This window comes from Burkholderia sp. B10, from assembly GCF_004368385.1.
Classification (GTDB): Bacteria; Pseudomonadota; Gammaproteobacteria; order Burkholderiales; family Burkholderiaceae; genus Burkholderia; species Burkholderia vietnamiensis.
Genome location: NZ_PQMX01000011.1, coordinates 84,343 through 104,952 on the forward strand (window position 1 = coordinate 84,343; position 20,610 = coordinate 104,952).

Sequence of the window (20,610 nt, forward strand, 5' to 3'; positions counted from 1 at the left end):
ATCGCGACGTTTGAAACCCATTTAGTGACAGGGCGTTTGCACGGGCCTTTTTGCCGCGCCGCCGGTCGCTTTTGCATCGAGTCTGGAGAGCGCATTGCGACGTGTGATTCTGGTTGGCATGGCCGTATGCGCGGCGCTCGCGGCGAGCGCCGCCCCGGCCGAAAACGTGTTGCCCGCGACCACGTCGTGGATCGGCAATACGTTCGGCTATGGCGACGGCAGCTGGACGCAGATCGATATCCGCGCGATCGCGGTCACGCCCGACGGCAAGGTGTATACGAACGCGCCGTGGGACGAGAGCGGCGCTGAAGCGAGCGTCTATCAGGACGGCAAGATGCTCGGCTTCGCCGGCGGCACGCACGGCTGGGGCAACCTCGGCGGCAGCGCGGTCGCGGTCAACGGCAAGTACGCGTACGTCGCGATCGGCGTCGGCAACGAGCGCGGCCATCTGCAGTCGCCCGGCATCTGGCCGGACAAGGGCAAGCAGTGGTTCGGCATTTCACGGCGCACGCTCGGCGACATGAAACAGCCCGCGCCGTTTCGCGCGGCGCCGCAGGTCGCGCCCGGCGGGCGCGCCGATGCGGGCCGCGCACGGATGGCCGCGAGCTTCATGGTGATGAACGAGGTGGCGGCGCCGGCACGCTCGGAGGTGGGCGAGTCGAAGGCCGAAGTGGGCGGCCTCGCCGCGGACGACAAGACCCTGTTCGCAACGAACCCGACGCACGACGAAGTCGACGTGTACGACGCCGACACGATGCAGAAGAAGGCCACCTGGAGCGCGCACGAGCCGGGCCGCATCGCGCTGGCCGGCGACGGCACGCTGTGGCTGCTGACCGACACGCTCACCGGCCCCGCGCGGCTCGCGCACGTGCGCGCCGACGGCCGCAAGCTCGACGACGCGCCCGCGCTGCCCGAAGGCACCGCGGCGGTGGACGTGGCGGTCGATGCGAAAGGGCGCGTGCTGATCGCGGACAACGGCCCGCGCCAGCAGGTGCTGATTTTTTCGAAGGGCGGCCACGGCTATGCGCCGTCCGGCACGCTCGGCGAGCGCGGCGGCATCTTTGCCGGCCCGGTGCCGGGGCGTCCGGGGCCGCAGCGCTTCAACGGCTTGACCGGTGTCGGCGTCGATCGCGCCGGCAACGTGTACGTGTCGATGAACGGCATCGGGCCGCGCCACGACACGATCGGCGCCGGGCTCGGCGCGGTGCTCGAAAGCTACACGCCCGACGGCAAGCTGCGCTGGCAGGTGCAGGGGCTGCTGTTCGTCGACGGCGCGTGGCTCGATCCCGCGCGGCCGAACAGCGTGTACACGGGCAACAAGCGCTTCGAGCTCGACCTGTCGAAGCCGCCTGGGCAGGACTGGAAATACGTCGGGTTCCTGTCGAACCGCTTCAAGTATCCGGACGACCCGGTGTTCCACACGGACCAGTATCCGGGCATGCCGTTCGCGCGCCGCCTCGACGGCCGCACGTTCCTGTACCTGACCGACATGTACGCCGATCACCTGAAGATCTACCGCTTCGACGCCAAGCGCGACGGCGAGGTCGCGATTCCGTCGGGGCTGATCGCGGGCCGCGCGCGGCCGGTCGACAAGGTGCCGAACAAGCCGCCGGGCGGCGACTGGATCTGGCGCGATGCGAACGGCAACGGCCGGCTCGACGCCGACGAATTCACGATCAACACGACCGGCAAGGCGAAGGCGGGCGGCTGGGGCTGGTGGGTCGACACGAAGGGCGACATCTGGCGCACGAGCGACGTGCGCGGCATCCATCGCTTCGCGTACGGCGGCGTCGACAAGGCCGGCAACCCGATCTATTCGTACGACAAGGTCACGACCTATCCGATGCCGCAGCCGTTCACGCAGCTGCGCCGCGCGCTCTACGAGCCGCAGACCGACACGCTGTACGTGACCGGCTATACCGCGGACGCGCCGCCGCAACCGGGCATCAACAAGGAGGTCGGCCGCGTGCTGGTGCGCTTCGACAAATGGTCGAGCGGCTCGCCGGTGCTGCGCTACCAGGTCGCGTTGCCGTGGCAGCTCGACGCGAAGCCGATCTTCGATCTGATCGGGATCACCGTCGAGGGCCGCTACCTCTTCACGGTCGAGCCGGTCGGGAAGATCCACGTGTACGACAAGGAAACCGGCAAGGAAGTGGGCGTGATGAGCCCCGGTGCGGAGGTCGGCCGCGCGTCGGGCTGGGTCGACGTGCCGTTCGGCATCAGCGCGTTCCGGCGCGAGAACGGCGAATACCTGGTGTTCGTCGAGGAAGACGCGCGCGGCAAGGTGCTGATGTACCGCTGGAAACCGTAACGGCCGATAGGCAAGAGCATGGACAAAGGCATACTCAAGAACGTTTCGATCAACTTCATCGGGCTGATCCTGCCGACCTTCGTGTCGCTGGTCACGGTGCCTGCGTACATCCATGCACTCGGCGTGGAGCGCTACGGCGTCGTCAGCCTCGTGTGGACGCTGATCGGTTATTTCGGGATCCTCGATCTCGGGATGAGCATGGCCGCGCAGAACCACATCTCGAAGGCGCTCGCGAGCGGCGATGCGGCCGAAAGCGCGCGCGTGTTCTGGAGCGCGTTCTGGCTCAATCTCGGCACCGGCATCGCGGGCGGCCTGCTGATCTACTTCGGCGCGTTCGTCTATACCGCGTACTTCACGAAGGTGTCGGCGGCGATGCAGCACGAGGTGTATCTCGCGCTGCCGTGGCTCGCGCTCGCGATTCCGCTCGCGAACGTGTCGTGGGTGTTCGCCGGCGCGATCAACGGCGCGGAACGCTTCGGCGTGTTCAACACGAACCAGACGATCGGCACGTTCCTGTTCCAGCTGTTGCCGCTCGGCGCCGCGTGGTGGATCGCGCCGAACCTGCAGACGGTGCTCGCCGCGGCGGTGGTCGCGCGGCTGATCGCGGCGGTGATGCTCGGCCACGCGAGCATCAAGGTGCTCGGCATCCGCCGCATCGATCCGCCGCAGTGGGGCACCGCGAAAGGGCTGTTCAACTTCGGCGGCTGGATGCTGATCGCGAGCATGGCCAGCATGATCGCCGACACGCTCGACCGCGTGATGCTCGGCGCCGGCATGGGCGCGAAGTTCGTCACCTACTACACCGTGCCGCAGAACCTCGTCACGCGGCTCAACATGCTGCCGAACGCGCTGGTGCGCACGCTGTTTCCGCGCCTGTCGGCGGTCGGCCGCGATCACGCCGACACGCTCGCGCGCCAGTCGCTCGAATTCCTGAACGGCGTGTTCACGCCGGTCGGCATCGTCGCGATCTTCGCGCTCGCGCCGTTCCTGACGCTGTGGGTCGGCGCCGATCTCGCCGCGCATTCGGCGCCGGTCGGGCGCGTGCTGGTGATCAGCGTGTGGCTCGTCGGGCAGGCGAGCGTCACGCGCATCCTGATCCAGTCGCAGGTCAATCCGGCGCGCGCCGCGTTCGCGGGGCTCGTCGAAATGCCGTTCTTCGTCGGCGCGCTGTGGTTCGGCATTCATCACTTCGGGCTGATCGGCGCGGCGGTGGTCGTCGCCGTGCGCGCGCTGGTCGACTACGGCGTGCTGCTCTACCTGTCGGCGATCCGGATGCGCGCGATCGTGCTCGACATGCTCGCGCATCTCGCCTTCCTGCTCGCGAGCCTGCTGCTCGCGCAAGCATGGTCGGGGCTCGGCGAGTCGATCGGCCTGTGCGCCGTCGTGCTCGTGCTGAACCTGGCGTGGTCGCTCACGATGACTCCTGGGCTGCGCGCGCTCGTGCGCGACCTGTTCGTCCGTCTCAATGCGAGGAAAACCGTATGAATCGCGATCTGGCGGAACACGCCTTGAACTTCGCCACGGCCGACGCGGCCGCGGCCGGCGATGCCGTACTGCGCCGCACCGAAGCGCCCGCTCGCGCGAGCGCACGCGATGCGTCGCGTCCGCTGCGCGTCGCGATCGTCCACGACTGGCTCGTCACGTATGCGGGCGCCGAGCGCGTGCTCGAACAGATCATCGCGTGCTTTCCCGACGCGGACCTGTTCAGCCTCGTCGATTTCCTCGACGACCGCGCGTTCGTGCGCGGCAAGCCCGTGACGACTTCGTTCATCCAGAAGCTGCCGTTCGCGCGCACCAAGTACCGCAGCTACCTGCCGCTGATGCCGCTCGCGATCGAGCAGCTCGACGTGTCCGACTACGACCTCGTGATCTCCAGCAGCCATGCGGTCGCGAAGGGCGTGCTGACCGGCCCGGACCAGCTGCACATCAGCTACGTGCATTCGCCGATCCGCTATGCGTGGGACCTGCAGCATCAGTATCTGGAGCAATCGAATCTGACGCACGGGCCGAAGTCGCTGCTCGCGCGGATGATCCTGCATTACATCCGCAACTGGGACACGCGCACCGCGAACGCGGTGGACGGCTTCATCGCGAACTCCGCGTTCATCGCGCGGCGCATCCGCAAGGTGTACCACCGCGACGCGGCGGTGATCTTTCCGCCGGTGGACGTCGACGGCTTCTCGCTGAACGACGTGAAGGACGACTTCTACCTGACCGCGTCGCGGATGGTGCCGTACAAGAAGATCGACCTGATCGTCGAAGCGTTTTCGCGCACGCCGGAGCGCAAGCTCGTCGTGATCGGCGACGGCCCCGAGATGCAGAAGATCCGCGCGAAGGCCGGCCCGAACGTCGAGATCATGGGTTACCAGCCGTTCGCGGTGCTGCACGACCGGATGCGGCGCGCGAAGGCGTTCGTGTTCGCGGCCGAGGAGGATTTCGGAATCTCGGTGGTCGAGGCGCAGGCGTGCGGCACGCCGGTCATCGCGTACGGCAAGGGCGGCGCGCTCGAAACGGTGCTCGAGCCGACCTCGCACGCGCATCCGACCGGGTTGTTCTTCGACGAACAGACGCCGCATGCGATCGTCGCGGCGGTCGACGAGTTCGAGCGGGCGCCGCAGCGCTTCGCGCCGCGTGCGTGCCGCGCGAACGCCGAGCGCTTCTCCGCCGACACGTTCAGGCAGCGCTTTCTCGACTACGTCGAGGCGGCGCTGCCGGGCTCGACCGCGCAGCGCAGTACGGCCGTCGCGCCGCTGCCGGTCGCGCGCGGCCCGGCGACGCTCGTGCTGGACCAGAGCGGCGTGCTCGGCGGCGCGGAGCTGTCGCTGCTGGAGATCATGAAGCACATGCGCGCGAACGCCGACGTGCTGCTGTTCGACGACGGCCCGTTTCGCGCGGCGCTAGGCGAGATCGGCGCGCGCGTCGACGTGCTCGACCAGGGCGCGCTCGCCGGCGTGCGCAAGCAGGGCGGCGTGTCGGCCGGCGCGTTGAAGCAGCTCGTCGCGCTCGTGCGCAACGTGGCGCGGCGCGCGCGCCGTGCGGAAGTGATCTACGCGAACACGCAGCGCGCGATGGTGGTCGCGGCGCTGGCCGGGCGGCTCGCGCGCAAGCCGGTGGTCTGGCATCTGCGCGACATCGTCAGCGGCGACCATTTCGGCGGCAAGCAGCTGAAAGCGATCAAGTATTGCGCGCGGTTCGGCATCACGCGCGTGATCGCGAACTCGGACGCGTCCGCGCAGGCGTTCCGTGCGTTGACCGGCTTCACGCCGCAGCACGTCGACGTGGTGTTCAACGGCATCTCGGCCGGACCGTTCGACGCGCTGGAGAACGTCAGCCAGGCCGCGTTGCGCGCACGCTTCGGGCTGCCGGAGCACGCGTGGCTGGTGGGCTCGTTCAGCCGGCTCGCGCACTGGAAGGGGCAGCATCTGCTGCTGGAAGCCGCGACGCGCCATCCCGACATGCACGTCGTGCTGGTCGGCGCGCCGCTGTTCGGCGAGGACGAGTACGCGGCGCAGCTGCACGAGACGGTCGCGCGGCACCGGATGGGCGATCGCGTGCACTTCCTCGGGTTCCAGCGCGACGTGGCCGCATGCATGAAGGCGGTCGACATGGTCGCGCACACGTCGATCACGCCGGAGCCGTTCGGGCGCGTGATCGTCGAGGGGATGCTGGCGCGGCGGCCGGTGGTCGCGGCGCGGGCGGGCGGCGTCGTCGAGATCATCGAGGACGGCGAGAACGGGCTGCTGTGCGAGCCCGGCAACGCGGCCGCGCTGGCCGATGCGCTCGGCAGGCTCAAGCACGACGGCGCGCTGCGCGAGCGGCTGGTCGCGAGCGGGCGGGCGACCGCGGTGCGGCGGTTCGGCACCGAAACCTATGTCGAGCGGGTCGAGAAGATCCTCGCCGATACGGCGAAGGCCGCGAAGGCGAAGAAGCGCTAGGCGCGAGGCGTCGAGGCGTGTCGATTCTTGTCGGCACGAGGCGGCGAGGAGGGGCCCTCATGCAGTGGTGCGCTGCATGAGGGCCTCTTGTTGTTTGGCGCGCACGATGCGGCGCGCGGGGCGTCATCGTAGCCGTAGTCGAAGATGCGCAACGCCGGCTCGTCGATCGGTGCTCTCTCGGCGGGTGCGGTTTTGCTTCTGGTTCCGCTTTGGTTTCTATGTGCCGCGTCGGGGCAGCCGACGCGTGGCTGTGGGCGGGAGCGAGTGGTCGTTTGCGGGGTAGCACGAGACGCGGCCGGAAGGCGGCGCTGATGCAGAGCCGGCTCGGTCCGCCTCTGGGGCAACTGCGGCAACTGCGGCAACTGCGGCAACAGCGGCAACAGCGGCAACAGCGGCAACAGCGGCAACAGCGGCAACAGCGGCAACAGCGGCAACCCCGGCAACCCCGGCAACCCCGGCAACCCCGGCAACCCCGGCAACTGCCGTGCAGCGGTCCGGCCGGCGTCGCGGCGGTTCCGCGTGGCGCCTGCATGCACGTGCGTGGAGCTTGCGCGCCGGCGTGTGCATGCTATCCAAGCGTACGCAGGACAGCATCCCATCCAAGCCCAGCGCTTCGCCGACGCTGCAAGCGCCAACTGTCCGCCCCATCGCGACGCACCTTGGCGGGCGGATCGCCGCGCTGCCGCTGAAACGGCGCCGCCCGGCCGAAGTCGGGCCGAGCGGGAGTGCCGCGTTCAGGCAGCCTGTTCGGGCGTCGGCGCGACGGCGCGCGCCGTACGCGCGGGCTTGAGGCTCGCCGACCACGTCATCGCCGGGCGTTCGAACAGCCGGTAGAACAGATACGCGACCGGAATCGCGGCGGCCATGAAGCCGAACGACGGCCAGATCGACAGCTGCAATTCCGAGTGGAACAGCACCGAGCCGAGGCACACGAACAGCGGCAGGTGGATCAGATACAGCGAATAGCTGAAGTCGCCGAACCAGCCGAGCAGCCGCAGCAGCGGCGTCGGGCGCGGCGGGCACGCGAGCGCGCGGTACAGGAAGCACGCGAAGCCGGCCGCCCACAGCTGGAACGCGCCGTACTGGCCGAAGTGGAACGCGCCGCAACCGGCGGCGAGCAACAGCGCGGCCGCGCCGTACCACCAGCGTGACGGCACGGCGGTCGCGCCGCGCGCGGGCTGGGCGCGCACGTCGGCGATCCACGCGCCGACCGTCCACGACAGCCAGTACGACGTGAAGAACTGCAGATCGTGCCGCTCGAGCAGCCACGCCGACGCGACGTTCACCAGCGCGACGGCCGCCACGATCGCCGGCATCCCGACGCGCCGGCGCAGCGCGAACAGCAGCGGATAGATCACATAGAACTGCACCTCGAGCGACAGCGTCCACAGCGCGCCGTTCGAGCCGTACGTGTAGCCCGCGACGCCCTGCAGCGACAGCAGGTTCACGACGAATGCGCTGAGCCCGATGTCGCGGATCTTGTGGCTGACCGGCGCGATCTGCAGGCTGATCGCATCCATCGCGAGCGTGAACAGCAGCGCGGCGAGCAGCACCGGATAGATGCGCGCGAAGCGGCGCGCCCAGAAGTTCGGCGCATCGAGCCGGTACGCCGGGTTGGCCGCGAGCTTGAGCGCCGCGTTGCGGTGTATGCAGTAGCCGCTGATCACGAAGAAGATCGGCACGCCGGCCGACCCCCACGCGAACGGGAACGTCAGATAGCCGACGATCACGCTCGGGTCGAGCGCGTGGCCGTAAGCGCGATGGAAGCCTTGCATGCCGACCCAGACGACCTGCCGGCAATGAAAATAGGCGACGAGCAGCGCCGCGAACCCGCGCATCGCGTCGATCACGTGTTCCTTGTGATCGGCGACGGGCGGCGCAGTCAAAGGCGATCCGCTGAATGCTTGCATGCGATTCGAATCCTTGCGACGGATGAAGGGGATGGTCCGATCGTAATGCGCAAGAATTCGAGCGAATCAATAAAAAAATCCCGCCGGCGAATAACCGTATTTCGGATCGTGGTTTTATATCGGGGTGAAAGCGGGTTCGGACGGGGTGCAATTATTTGCGGATTTTTTTCTGATAGTTTGAAGATCCGGATGATTGATGCAAAGGAGCGGCAAGATGGATATGCATTGGATCGCGAGCGCAGCGGTACTGCTGGTCATGGCCGTGCTGTCGGCCTACCGCGAGGCGCTGAAGAACGAGCCGATTCGCCCCGGCGTCGAACGGGGCGGCGTCCCGTATATCGAGGAATTCGAATCGTAACTATTTGTATCCGAAGAATCGGTAATTTGTTTCCGTAGCGATGCCGTATGCGGCAATATCGACCGGATTATGAATTATCTGTTTTCCGGATGGTCGGATAATCGGTCCATATCGAAAACATGCGGATTGGAATTGGCTGCGCCGCCGGTTCCCGATAAACCGCCCGCAAAACATTCGCGCCGGGTCGCTGGGCGACGCGGCGCATTCAACGCAATCAGGATGCGAACATGTTGAAAGTCACCAAGGCCGTGTTCCCCGTTGCCGGTCTCGGCACGCGGTTCCTCCCAGCAACGAAGGCGAGCCCGAAGGAAATGCTGCCTGTCGTGGACAAGCCGCTGATCCAGTACGCGGTCGAGGAAGCGATCAACGCAGGTATCACGGAGATGATCTTCGTGACGGGGCGCAGCAAGCGCGCGATCGAGGATCATTTCGACAAGTCATACGAAATCGAGGCCGAACTCGAGGCGCGCGGCAAGGAAAAGCTGCTCGAGCTCGTGCGCGGCATCAAGCCGAGCAACGTGGACTGCTTCTACGTGCGTCAGCCGGAAGCGCTTGGGCTCGGCCATGCGGTGCTGTGCGCGGAAAAGCTCGTGCACGGCGAGCCGTTCGCGGTGATTCTCGCGGACGATCTGCTGCACGGCGAGCAGCCGGTGCTCAAGCAGCTCGTCGACGTGTTCGACCACTACCACAGCTCGGTGATCGGGGTCGAGACGATCGCGCGCGAGGACAGCCGCTCGTACGGCGTCGTCGAGGGCCGCGAATGGGAAGAGGACATCATCAAGCTGGCGGGCATCATCGAGAAGCCGGCGCCGGAAGATGCGCCGTCGAACCTCGGCGTGGTCGGCCGCTACGTGTTCATGCCGACGATCTTCGATCATCTGCGCCGGATCAAGCCGGGCGCGGGCGGCGAGCTGCAGCTCACCGACGCCGTGCAGTCGCTGCTCGCGAACGAACAGGTGCTCGCGTACCGCTACTACGGCACGCGTTTCGATTGCGGCAGCAAGCTCGGCTACCTGAAGGCAACCGTCGAGTTCGCGCTTCAGCATCCGGAAGTGAGCCGCGAATTCGAGGCGTATCTGCGTACCTGTCTGCCGGCGCTCGCTGCCGTCGCATAAGTAGCCCCGCTCCTTTCGCTGTTTCAGGTGGTGGTTGTTCCGTTGGCCCCGGCCGCTTCGCGCGCCGGGGCATTTTTGCGTGCGTACGTGCGATGCGGTGGCAACGGTGGGGTGGTGGGCGCGTCATGCGCGCGGTCGATCGGCCGCTGTCCGGGGGAGTGGGCTACGCGTGCGGCTGCCGGGCCGCTGCGTTGCGTGTCGCGACCGGCTGCGCGCGCGGGGTGGGGTGCGTGGCGGGTGCGCGCGTCGGGACGCGCACATGGGGGCACACACGTCCGCACGGACATGTCGGGACGCATATGTCGGGAGACACACGTTGGGGCGGCCACGTCGGGACACGCACGCCGGAGCGTACCCGGCGGGACACACGCGCCGGGACGCATATGTCGGAACCCACCTGTCGGGTCGGCCGTGTCGGGACGCACACATCGGGACGAGCACGTAGGCGCGCGTGTAGGGATGCACCCGTCAGGGCCTCTATGTTGGGATACGCACATCGGGACGCACCGGTCGGTCGCATATGCCAGGACGCACATCTCGCGATGCACCCATCGAAGCGCGCACGTCGAGCCGCATCGGCCAGCGCTTACGGTTGGATGCGCGTGGCGGTTCGAGCACGTCGGCACGGAACGCGTATGCAACAAATCCATCGCGGCAACGTTAGCCGGGCTCGCAATCAACCACCCAACCCGCCGCGCGAACGTCGCCGGCCATAGCGCCGTCGTCGCTAAGATCCGCCGTTCCGTCAGCGCGCAGACGCGCTCGGCCGCGCCACGAAGTACCGCGCGAGCATCGCGGCGATCGGCTTCTTGAAGTCGAGCAGGCGCTTTTCGAGGTAGCGCCACGACAGATGAGCGAGCAGCACGGCGAGCGCGAACTGCAGCAGCTCGGGCAGCGCGTCGCGCACGAACGCGGGCATCGGCACGCGCGCGAACAGCGCGGGCATCGTGCCGAAGCGCGCCGGCACCAGGTTGTGGAACAGGTAGAAGCCGTAGCTGATCGTGCCGAGGTAGACGAGCGGCGCCCAGTCGAGCAGCGCGACGGCCGGATGGTCCGGCTCGGTGACGATCCACAGCATCAGCGAGCCGAGCGACGCCGACAGGCCGAGATCCGCGAGCCCCGTGACGACGTCCGGCAGCGGCGTGAGCGCGGGCAGCGCGAGAAAGAACACGACGCCCGCCGCGCCGACCCATCCCGGCGGCACGCGACGCAGGACGCCGCGGCCGTGATCCGCGAGCGCCATCGCACCCACGCCGCCCAGTGCGATCAGCGCGAAATTCCACGGCGAAAACGCGTAGATCAGCACCGGCGATGCATCGACCGCATACAGCGCGAGATGCGCGAGCGCACACAGCGCGACGGCCGCGATGCCGAGCGCGACATGGCGCGCGGCCGGCACCGCGAGCAGCGTGAGCGGCGCGATCAGATAGAACTGCTGCTCGACCGCGAGGCTCCAGAAGTGCGACGTGGAGCCCGGCCAGCCGTCCTTGACGACGCCGATCCAGTAATTGGACAGGAACGTCGCGTGCCACGCGAGGCCGAGTTTGACGCCGCGCTGGTAGAACAGCGCGTGCGCGATCGCGAGCGCGGCGAGCAGCAGGTAGTAGACGGGAAAGATCCGCAGCGCGCGCTTCGCGAGGAACAGCGCGAGCGCATGACGGCGCGTCATCGTGCCGCATTCGATCGCCTGACGGTTGCGATGCAGTTCGCCGACGATCAGGAATCCGCTGATGAAGAAGAACGTCCACACACCGAGCTTGCCCACGTCGACGGCGAGGACGTGGCCCTTGTGGGACAGGAAAACGAGAATGACGGCGATGGCTCGCAGGCCGTCGAGTCCTTTGACGTATCTGACTTCGCGCATGAAGGCATCCGGGGCACTGAGCGAGGCCAGTATAGGTGCGCAAATATCGAACGTAATTCGCGTTCGGCTGCGTTCGAGCACTGCGTTCGACGCATACGTGCAGGCGTTTTTCGATGCTCGAACGTCGGCGAAGTCGGTCGAGCGCAACAAAACCTGCGGGAAACCCCGCGAAAACGCACAAAAGTACTCCACGAAGCGTCGACGCGCTTGTAGAATCCGGCGTTGAAGCGCGCGCGTTGCACGCTTCGTGTATCCAACGACCACACCTGGTAGGAGAAACATGGCGACTTCCGCAAAAAAGGTGGCCAAGAAGGCTGCCGCACCGGCCACCAAGAAAGTGGCTGCCAAAAAGGCTGCGCCCGCGAAGAAAGTAGTGGCCAAGAAGGCTGCCGCGAAGGCAGCACCGGCCGCTCCGACGCCGCTGAAGGACAAGTTCACGAAGGCATCGCTCGCAACGCACATCGCTGAGCGCGCAGCTGTCGAAGTGAAGGCGGTCAAGGCAGTGCTCGTCGCACTCGAGAACGTCGTGCTGGGCTCGATCCACAAGAAGGGCGCGGGCGAATTCACGCTGCCGGGTCTGCTGAAGATCACGGCGCAAGTCGTGCCGGCGAAGAAGAAGCGCTTCGGCAAGGATCCGTTCTCGGGCGAAGAGCGCTGGTTCCCGGCGAAGCCGGCCAGCGTGCGCGTCAAGGCACGTGCGCTGAAGAAGCTGAAGGACGCCGCTGCGTAATGCAGCGTGACGGTCGCCGCGTCCACGCCGGCGACCGTTGCAACGTCCGACGATCCCCGTACGCGAAAGCGTGCGGGGATTTTTCATTGATGGCGTCGGCCGCCCGGCCGATCGTGTGCGGCACGACGCGATGTGCTCGCGCCGACCGATGCGCTCACGCGTGCAGCGCACGCGGCAAACGTGGCGAACGCGGCGCGCTGCAGCATGCAGTAGCCGGCGGCACGCGCGTGGCGGCTGGCGTCAGCTCGCGGTCCCGGCGTACGCAGCCTGCAACGCGGCAACGTCGAACTTCGTCATCTGCATCATCGCGGCGGCCACGCGCGCGGCCTTGACCGTGTCGCGATCGGCCATCATCGGGATCAGCGCGTCCGGCACGATCTGCCACGACACGCCGAACCGGTCGCGCAGCCAGCCGCAGCCGTCGGCGGTGCCGCCGTTGTCGAGCAGCGCGCTCCAGTAGCGGTCGAGCTCGGCCTGGTCCGCGCAGCTGACCATCAGCGAAACCGTGTGGTTGAACGTCTCGGTGCGCGGATGGCTCATCGCGATGAACGGCTGGCCGAACAGTTCGAATTCGACCATCCGCGTGCCGGCGGTCCCCGGTGCCGCGGTGACGCGCACGACCCGCGAGTTCGGGAAAATGCCCGCATAGAACGCCGCGGCGTCTTCGGCTTCGGTCGTATACCAGAGGAAGGGCGTGATCTTCTGAATCGTCATCGAGCGTCTCCTGTCAGGTGTCGGGGAAGGCTGGCAATGCGCCTCCCGCCATCGTTACGACGCACGACGTACGTCGAAATCGACAGCTGGCAGCATACGCGGTTCAGGTTCGGGCGGACGCCGGCAACACGTAGTGCCGGGCACGGGTTCGGCATGCGCTCCGGCATGCGACAGAGGGCCCGAGCGCCGCTGTCGAACGCCGCCGATACTGTCCGTCACTGGACGCGCATCGGGCGGCCGACATCGCGCCGCCACGCACGGGACGAAAAAAAACCAGCCGCGGCCGAAGCCGGGGCTGGTTTTGCAGTTCGGCGACATGGCGTCGAAGACGCCATGCACACCGGAAACGTACTTCTTAGAACTTGTGGCGCAGGCCGAGTGCGACGATTTCCTGCGAGCTCGTGCCGGCGACGCCGTACGAACCGATCGCTGCTTGCGCATCGGTGCCGTCCGCGTTCTTGCCGCTGGCGTGCTGATACGCGCCAACCAGGTAGACGTCCGTGCGCTTCGACAGCGAGTAGTCGGCGCCGAGCGAAACCTGATGGTACTTGCCGTTGTTGTTGCCGCTACCCTTCGTGTAGATGTAGCCGAGGCCCAGCAGCAGCGGTGCCGACGCCTGGTACGTGACGAACCCGCGACCCGTGTTGTACTTCTGGTTCGTACCGAACGTCGAGTTCGCGTCTGCCTTGTACTGCGCGTTGCTGTAGCCGGCGCCAACCGTGACCGGGCCGAACGCGTACTGCGCGGCAACCTGAGCGATGCCGATCGACGCCGCCGACGTGAACGCGTTGTTGATGAACGTGGTGCCCGAATCGCCGTCGAAGATCGAGTCCGACGTGCCTGCCCAGCCGGTGCGCTGGCCAGCCGCATTCAGTGCCGACGCGTTGCTTGCGTGGAAGTAGCCTGCAGCCACGCCGAGCGGGCCGTTGTTGTAGGCTGCTGCCGCTGCCCACGTCTGGCCCTTGCCGGTTGCGCCAGCGACGCCGCCGAGTGCGTACATGCCTTCGAATTGCAGACCGCCCCAGACCGGCGACGTGTACTTGATCGCGTTGCTGACGCGCAGGCTGTTGTCGTTGTTGTCGACGTCGCCCGGCGTAGCGAACACGCTGCCGAAGTAGTTGTCAGCCGTCACTGCCTGAACCAGGTCGACCAGCGGGTCGTACTGGCGGCCGAGCGTCAGCGTACCGTACTGGTCGCTCTGCAGGCCGACGAATGCCTGGCGGCCGAACATGCGCTGGCCTTGGCCCAGTGCGCCGTTCGTCGAGTTGAAGCCGTTTTCCACCTGGAAGATTGCCTTCAGGCCGCCACCGAGGTCTTCGGTACCCTTCAGGCCCCAGCGGGCACCTTGCAGGTTGCCGCTGCCCATCGACCACGAATTGTTGCCTTGACCAGCGTTACCGTGAATGTAGGTGATCGACGTGTCGATCACGCCGTACAGCGTGACGCTCGATTGAGCGTGAGCGGCGCCGGCTGCGCCCAGCAGGGCCAGCGACAGGGTCGAGAGAGCAAGTTTCTTCATCGTTGAGTATCTCCACGCAAGTGATTCGTGATTCGTTATTTGTTGCGGATTGGAGAATAGCTCAGTGCAATACGGGCAAGAAAGCCCAAAAAATAAAGTGTCTCCAAAAGGTAACAGAGCGAAAAAATCCATATATATCAAGCACATCAACAACTGTTCCTGTTTTTGAAACAGTTGACAAGTTGTGCGCTGCGATTGTTGCAACAGTTGATGCGCCGTGCAGCAACAGCACGTATTTCGCCGTTGTGTGCACAGAAATCGAAGTGTGCAAACGTTTGCCGATGCAGATGGCGGCGGCACGCGATGCAAACGGCATCTCAACGCGTCACGAAAGGGGCGACGGCGCGGGGCTTGCGAAACGCTGCGCGTTCGCGTAATGGCACGCGGCCGCTACGGCGTCAGTTGCCGGGCGCGCGCTTGGCGGGAGGCTGCGGCTGCGCCGATGCAGCGGGCAGCGGGTCGCCGCGGCGATGCGCATCGCCGCGCGCGGCCGCGAATTCCGCGCCGAGCAGCAGCACGGCCGCCGAGAAGTACAGCCACATCAGCAGCACGGCGAACGACCCGGCCGCACCGAACGCGCTCGCCGTGCCGGCCCGCGCCAGATACAGCGCGAACAGCTTCTTGCCGCCAGAGAACAGGATGGCCGACACGACTCCGCCGACCATGGCGTCGCGCCACGCGACGCGCGCGTCGGGCAGGAACTTCATCAACGCGGCGAACGCGCCGGCCAGCACCGCGATGCCGACGAAGAACTGCAGCACGTTGGTGATGAATACGTATGGCGAATCGCCGAGCAGCCAGGTGCCGACGAACGTGATCGCCGTGTCGAGCACCAGCGACACGATCAGCAGGAAGGCGACGCCGAGCACCAGCCCGAACGACACCAGCCGCACGCGCACGAGCCCGAGCATGCTCGACCAGCGGTTTTCGGTGCTCGGCCAGATCACGCTCAGCGCGGTGTTCAGCGACGCGAACGTCGCCGACGCGCCGATCGCGAGCGCCGCGAACGAAATCAGCGTGGCGATGCCGCCGCTGCTGCCCGCGCGATGCGCGTTCTGCACGATCGTCTGGATGCTGGCCGCCGCATCGTCGCCGATCAGCTGGTGCGCCTGCTCGAACACCTGGCCGCGCGCGGCGTCGTCGCCGAAGAACCAGCCGGCCACCGCGATCACCATCACGAGCGTCGGCGCGAGCGAGAACGCCGAGAAGAACGCGATGCTGGCGGCCATCGCCGAGCAGCGGTCGGAGGAGAAGCGCTTGAACGCGTTGAGTGCCCAGTTCGCCTGCTGCTGCGCGAGACGGGTGGCTTCGGACGTGATCGGTCGTTTCATGACGGTTCGGTCTGTTGATGAACGCGGGGCGTCGGTGGAGCGGGCATATCGGTATTGATCCGAGGATTCGATCATAGTTGCCTGAACTGTCTATAATTCCTTTCAGCTTCACCCCAACCCCACAAAAACGCCCGAGACCACCATGCTACAAATGTCCCGGCGCCAGTTCCTGAAGGTGACGGCCACGTCGCTTGCCGGATCGAGTCTTGCCCTGCTGGGCTTTTCTCCGACGCAAGCGCTCGCCGAAGTCCGACAGTACAAGCTGGCGCGCACAGTCGAAACGCGCAACACCTGTCCGTATTGCTCAGTCGGTTGCGGCATCCTGATGTACGGCCTCGGCGATGGCGCGAAGAACGCGCAGTCGAGCATCATCCACATCGAAGGCGACCCCGACCATCCGGTCAATCGCGGCACGCTGTGCCCGAAGGGTGCGAGCCTGATCGACTTCATCCACAGCCCGAACCGCCTGACGCGTCCCGAGTATCGCGCGCCGGGCTCGGACACGTGGCAGCCCATCTCGTGGGGCGACGCGCTCGACCGCATCGCGAAGCTGATGAAGGCCGACCGCGACGCGAATTTCGTCGAGACGACCGACGACGGCGCCAGGGTCAACCGCTGGCTGACCACCGGCATGCTGGCCGCATCGGCGGGCAGCAACGAAGTCGGCTACCTGACGCACAAGGCTGTGCGCAGCCTCGGAATGCTCGTATTCGATAATCAGGCGCGTGTCTGACATGGCCCGACGGTGGCAGGTCTTGCCCCGACGTTTGGCCGTGGAGCGATGACGAACCATTGGGTCGACATCAAGAACGCGGACGTGATTCTCGTGATGGGCGGCAATGCAGCCGAGGCCCATCCGTGCGGTTTCAAGTGGGTGACGGAGGCGAAGGCGCACCGCAAGGCGCGACTGATCGTCGTCGACCCGCGCTTTACGCGTACGGCGTCGGTCGCCGACTATTACGCGCCGATCCGCACCGGCACCGACATCGTCTTTCTGGGCGGCGTCATCAACTATCTGCTGACGAACGACAAGATCCAGCATGAGTACGTGAAGAACTACACGGACTTCTCGTTCATCGTGCGCGAGGATTTCGCGTTCAACGACGGCATCTATTCCGGCTACGACGCCGAGAAGCACGCGTACCCCGACAAGTCCAGCTGGGACTACGAGCGCGGCGACGACGGCTTCGTGAAGGTCGACCCGACGCTGCAGCATCCGCGCTGCGTCTACAACCTGCTGAAGCAGCACTACGGGCGCTATACGGCCGAGCTCGTCCAGCAGGTGTGCGGCACGCCGAAGGAGAAATTCCTGAAGGTGTGCGAGATGCTCGCGACCACGGCCGTGCCCGGCCGCGCCGGCACGGTGCTGTACGCGCTCGGCTGGACCCACCATTCGATCGGCGCGCAGATCATCCGCACCGGCGCGATGGTGCAGCTGCTGCTCGGCAACATCGGCATCGCCGGCGGCGGGATGAACGCGCTGCGCGGCCACTCGAACATCCAGGGGCTGACGGATCTCGGGTTGATGTCGAACCTCCTGCCCGGTTACATGACGCTCCCGATGCAGGCCGAGCAGGACTTCGACGGCTATATCAAGAAGCGCGCGCAGCAGCCGCTGCGGCCGAACCAGCTCAGCTACTGGAAGAACTACAAGGCGTTCCACGTCAGTTTCATGAAGTCGTGGTGGGGCGACGCGGCCAGCGCCGACAACAACTGGGCGTACGACTACCTGCCGAAGCTCGACAAGCAGTACGATCTGCTGCAGGCAATCGAGCTGATGAGTGCCGGCAAGATGAACGGCTACATCTGCCAGGGCTTCAACCCGCTCGCGGCCGCGCCGTCGAAGGCGAAGACGGCCGCCGGGCTCGCCAGGCTGAAGTGGCTGGTGGTGATGGACCCGCTCGCGACCGAGACGTCCGAATTCTGGAAGCCGCACGGCGATTTCAACGACGTCGACGCGTCGAAGATCCAGACCGAGGTGTTCCGGCTGCCGACCACGTGCTTCGCCGAGGAGAACGGCTCGCTCGTCAGTTCGAGCCGCGTGCTCCAATGGCACTGGAAGGGCGCGGAGCCGCCGGGCGAGGCGCGCAGCGATCTCGAGATCATGTCGGGGCTGTTCCTGCGGATGCGCAAGATGTACCAGGCGGAGGGCGGCAAGTACCCGGACCCGATCGTGAACCTCACGTGGCCGTACGCGAACCCCGAGAGCCCGACGCCCGAAGAACTGGCGATGGAGTTCAACGGCCGTGCGCTCGCCGACTTGCCCGACCCGAAGGATCCGACGAAGACGCTCGTGAAGAAGGGCGAGCAGCTCGCCGCGTTCGCGCAGCTGAAGGACGACGGCACGACCGCGAGCGGCTGCTGGATCTTCTGCGGCGCGTGGACGCAGGCCGGCAACCAGATGGCGCGACGCGACAACGCCGATCCGACCGGCATCGGCCAGACGTTGAACTGGGCGTGGGCGTGGCCGGCCAACCGGCGGATCCTGTACAACCGCGCGTCGTGCGACGTGAGCGGCAAGCCGTTCGACCCGACCCGCAAGCTGATCGGCTGGAACGGCAGCGCGTGGAAGGGCGCCGACGTGCCGGACTTCAAGGCCGACGAGCCGCCGGAGAACGGGATGGGGCCGTTCATCATGAATCCGGAAGGCGTCGCGCGCTTCTTTGCGCGCGCGGCGATGAACGAAGGCCCGTTCCCCGAGCACTACGAGCCGTTCGAGACGCCGCTCGCCGCGAACCCGCTGCACCCCGACAACCCGCAGGCGCTGAACAACCCGGCCGCCCGCGTGTTCGCGGACGACCGCGCGTCGTTCGGCAAGGTGTCGGAGTTCCCGCACGTCGCGACGACGTACCGCCTCACCGAGCATTTCCATTACTGGACCAAGCATGCGCGGCTGAACGCGATCATCCAGCCCGAGCAATTCGTCGAGATCGGCGAAGACCTCGCGAAGGAAGTCGGCGTCGCGCACGGCGATCGCGTGAAGGTGTCGTCCAAGCGCGGCTACATCGTCGCGGTCGCGCTCGTCACGAAGCGGATCAAACCGCTGACGATCGACGGCAAGAAGGTCCAGACGGTCGGCGTGCCGTTGCACTGGGGCTTCAAGGGAGTTGCGAAGCCCGGCTATCTCGCGAACACCCTGACTCCGTCCGTCGGCGACGGCAACTCGTACACACCGGAATTCAAGTCGTTCCTGGTGAAGGTCGAAAAGGCGTAAGGGGAAAGAGATGGCATTGCAATCGCTGGATATCAAGCGCGTCTCCGCCACCACGACGCCGCCGCCCACGGCGCGCGAACCGGTGACCGGGAGCGTCGCGAAGCTGATCGACGTATCGAAGTGCATCGGCTGCAAGGCATGCCAGACGGCGTGCATGGAGTGGAACGACCTGCGCGACGAGGTCGGCACCAACGTCGGCGTCTACGACAATCCGGCCGACCTGTCGGAGCACTCGTGGACGGTGATGCGGTTCGCCGAATACGAGAACCCGGCCGGCGACCTCGAGTGGCTGATCCGCAAGGACGGCTGCATGCACTGCGAGGACCCGGGCTGCCTGAAGGCGTGCCCGTCGCCGGGCGCGATCGTGCAGTACAACAACGGGATCGTCGATTTCCACGAGGAGAACTGCATCGGTTGCGGCTATTGCGTGACCGGCTGCCCGTTCAACGTTCCGCGGATCTCGAAGAAGGACCATCGCGCGTACAAGTGCACGCTGTGTTCCGATCGCGTCGCGGTCGGCCAGGAGCCGGCGTGCGTGAAGACCTGCCCGACCGGCGCGATCGTGTTCGGCACCAAGGAGGACATGAAGCAGCACGCGGCCGAGCGCATCGAGGACCTCAAGGAGCGCGGCTTCGAGCATGCGGGGCTGTACGACCCGCAGGGCGTCGGCGGTACGCACGTGATGTACGTGCTGCACCACGCGGACAAGCCGTCGCTGTACCACGGGCTGCCCGACAATCCGTCGATCAGCCCGATGGTGAAGCTCTGGAAGGGCATCGCGAAGCCGCTCGCGGTCGCCGGGCTCGCGCTCACCGCGCTGGCCGGGTTCTTCCATTACACGCGGGTCGGTCCGAACGAGGTCAGCGACGACGAGGAAGCCTCCGCCCGCGACGAGGCGCGACGCATCAAGGAGGACGCGAAATGAAGCACGACGACCCCAACCTGATCGTCCGCTACACGCCGAACGAGCGGAGCAACCACTGGATCACCGCGATCACGTTCGTGCTGCTCGCGCTGTCCGGGCTCGCGCTGTTCCATCCGTCGATGTTCTGGCTCACCGCGCTGTTCGGCGGCGGCCAGTGGACGCGGATTCTGCATCCGTTCGTCGGCGTCGTGATGTTCGTGTCGTTCGCGATTCTCGTGGTGCGCTTCTGGCATCACAACGTGCTCGACGCGGACGATCGGCAATGGCTGAAGCAGATCGGCGACGTGGTGAACAACCGGGAGGACCGGCTGCCGCCGGTGGGGCGCTATAACGCCGGACAGAAGCTGCTATTCTTCACGCTGGTGGCTTGCCTGCTGCTGCTCCTGCTGTCCGGGATCGTGATCTGGCGTCGCTATTTCTCGTTCTACTTCCCGATCGGCGTGATCCGCGCGGCGGCCGTCGTGCATGCGGCGGCGGCGTTCGTGCTGATTGCGAGCATCATCGTGCACATTTACGCGGCGTTGTGGGTGAAAGGCTCGATCGGCGCGATGGTGCGCGGCACCGTCACGCTGGGCTGGGCCCGCAAGCATCACCCGAAGTGGTTCCGTGAGAGCGTGAAGTAGCGCATCGGCGCGCACGCCACGCCGGCTTCGGCGTGGCGTTGCGCGAACCGCAGGAATCGCC

Annotated in this window: 15 protein-coding genes; 9 read left to right on the forward strand and 6 right to left on the reverse strand. The window is 66.4% G+C overall.

Going from position 1 to position 20,610, the window contains the following annotated elements; genetic code table 11:
* Positions 1-118 precede the first annotated feature (118 nt).
* Genes C3Y15_RS08490 through C3Y15_RS08500 form a run of 3 tightly spaced genes read left to right on the forward strand, consistent with a single transcriptional unit; the run spans position 119 to position 6,246 of the window.
* On the forward strand, positions 119-2,311 hold the full coding sequence (locus tag C3Y15_RS08490) for a hypothetical protein (RefSeq protein ID WP_014725182.1): 2,193 nt from the start codon (positions 119-121) through the stop codon (positions 2,309-2,311).
* Positions 2,312-2,329: 18 nt separating this feature from the next.
* On the forward strand, positions 2,330-3,796 hold the full coding sequence (locus C3Y15_RS08495; RefSeq protein ID WP_014725181.1) for a flippase: 1,467 nt from the start codon (positions 2,330-2,332) through the stop codon (positions 3,794-3,796).
* Positions 3,793-6,246: a glycosyltransferase family 4 protein gene (locus C3Y15_RS08500; RefSeq protein ID WP_011881775.1), complete on the forward strand. Its 2,454-nt coding sequence runs from the start codon at positions 3,793-3,795 to the stop codon at positions 6,244-6,246. The genes C3Y15_RS08495 and C3Y15_RS08500 overlap by 4 nt, the downstream gene beginning before the upstream one ends.
* 734 nt (positions 6,247-6,980) lie before the next feature.
* Here C3Y15_RS08500 and C3Y15_RS08505 read toward each other — a convergent pair.
* The gene (locus C3Y15_RS08505) at positions 6,981-8,156 is read right to left on the reverse strand and encodes an acyltransferase (RefSeq protein WP_011881776.1); all 1,176 of its coding nucleotides are present in this window, start codon (positions 8,154-8,156) and stop codon (positions 6,981-6,983) included.
* 214 nt (positions 8,157-8,370) lie between these two features.
* Here C3Y15_RS08505 and C3Y15_RS31675 point away from each other — a divergent pair, with 214 nt between their 5' ends.
* Together C3Y15_RS31675 and galU are read left to right on the forward strand one after the other, a co-directional pair.
* Entirely contained in the window at positions 8,371-8,514 is a 144-nt protein-coding gene (locus C3Y15_RS31675) for a hypothetical protein (protein ID WP_011881777.1), read from the forward strand.
* A 227-nt stretch (positions 8,515-8,741) separates the two neighbouring features.
* Complete coding sequence (gene galU / locus C3Y15_RS08510) at positions 8,742-9,629, forward strand: UTP--glucose-1-phosphate uridylyltransferase GalU (protein WP_011881778.1); 888 nt, start codon at positions 8,742-8,744, stop codon at positions 9,627-9,629.
* Positions 9,630-10,374: 745 nt separating this feature from the next.
* Here galU and C3Y15_RS08515 read toward each other — a convergent pair.
* On the reverse strand, positions 10,375-11,493 hold the full coding sequence (locus C3Y15_RS08515) for an acyltransferase (RefSeq protein ID WP_059476013.1): 1,119 nt from the start codon (positions 11,491-11,493) through the stop codon (positions 10,375-10,377).
* Positions 11,494-11,773: 280 nt separating this feature from the next.
* On the opposite strand from C3Y15_RS08515, the gene C3Y15_RS08525 reads away from it, so the two are divergent.
* Positions 11,774-12,223, forward strand: a complete 450-nt coding sequence (locus C3Y15_RS08525) for an HU family DNA-binding protein (RefSeq protein WP_011881780.1) — start codon at positions 11,774-11,776, stop codon at positions 12,221-12,223.
* A 240-nt stretch (positions 12,224-12,463) separates the two neighbouring features.
* Here C3Y15_RS08525 and C3Y15_RS08530 read toward each other — a convergent pair whose 3' ends face one another.
* The 4 genes from C3Y15_RS08530 to C3Y15_RS08545 all read right to left on the reverse strand — a co-directional run bounded on the left by C3Y15_RS08530 (position 12,464) and on the right by C3Y15_RS08545 (position 15,787).
* Positions 12,464-12,937 carry a VOC family protein gene (locus C3Y15_RS08530; protein WP_069246530.1) on the reverse strand — a complete coding sequence of 158 codons (474 nt, stop codon included), beginning with the start codon at positions 12,935-12,937 and terminating at the stop codon, positions 12,464-12,466.
* Positions 12,938-13,292: 355 nt separating this feature from the next.
* Complete coding sequence (locus C3Y15_RS08535; protein ID WP_011881782.1) at positions 13,293-14,456, reverse strand: porin; 1,164 nt, start codon at positions 14,454-14,456, stop codon at positions 13,293-13,295.
* Positions 14,457-14,517: 61 nt separating this feature from the next.
* A complete protein-coding gene (locus C3Y15_RS08540) occupies positions 14,518-14,772 on the reverse strand; it encodes a hypothetical protein (protein WP_124260004.1) in 255 nt (84 codons plus the stop codon).
* An 82-nt stretch (positions 14,773-14,854) separates the two neighbouring features.
* Positions 14,855-15,787 carry a YihY/virulence factor BrkB family protein gene (locus C3Y15_RS08545; protein WP_043292131.1) on the reverse strand — a complete coding sequence of 311 codons (933 nt, stop codon included), beginning with the start codon at positions 15,785-15,787 and terminating at the stop codon, positions 14,855-14,857.
* A gap of 142 nt (positions 15,788-15,929) precedes the next feature.
* On the opposite strand from C3Y15_RS08545, the gene fdnG reads away from it, so the two are divergent.
* Genes fdnG through C3Y15_RS08565 form a run of 3 tightly spaced genes read left to right on the forward strand, consistent with a single transcriptional unit; the run spans position 15,930 to position 20,549 of the window.
* Positions 15,930-19,001 carry a formate dehydrogenase-N subunit alpha gene (gene fdnG, locus C3Y15_RS08555; protein ID WP_080957658.1) on the forward strand — a complete coding sequence of 1,024 codons (3,072 nt, stop codon included), beginning with the start codon at positions 15,930-15,932 and terminating at the stop codon, positions 18,999-19,001.
* Positions 19,002-19,011: 10 nt separating this feature from the next.
* Positions 19,012-19,926: a formate dehydrogenase subunit beta gene (fdxH, locus tag C3Y15_RS08560; RefSeq protein ID WP_059734955.1), complete on the forward strand. Its 915-nt coding sequence runs from the start codon at positions 19,012-19,014 to the stop codon at positions 19,924-19,926.
* A complete protein-coding gene (locus C3Y15_RS08565) occupies positions 19,923-20,549 on the forward strand; it encodes a formate dehydrogenase subunit gamma (protein ID WP_011881787.1) in 627 nt (208 codons plus the stop codon). The genes fdxH and C3Y15_RS08565 overlap by 4 nt, the downstream gene beginning before the upstream one ends.
* Positions 20,550-20,610: the final 61 nt, after the last annotated feature.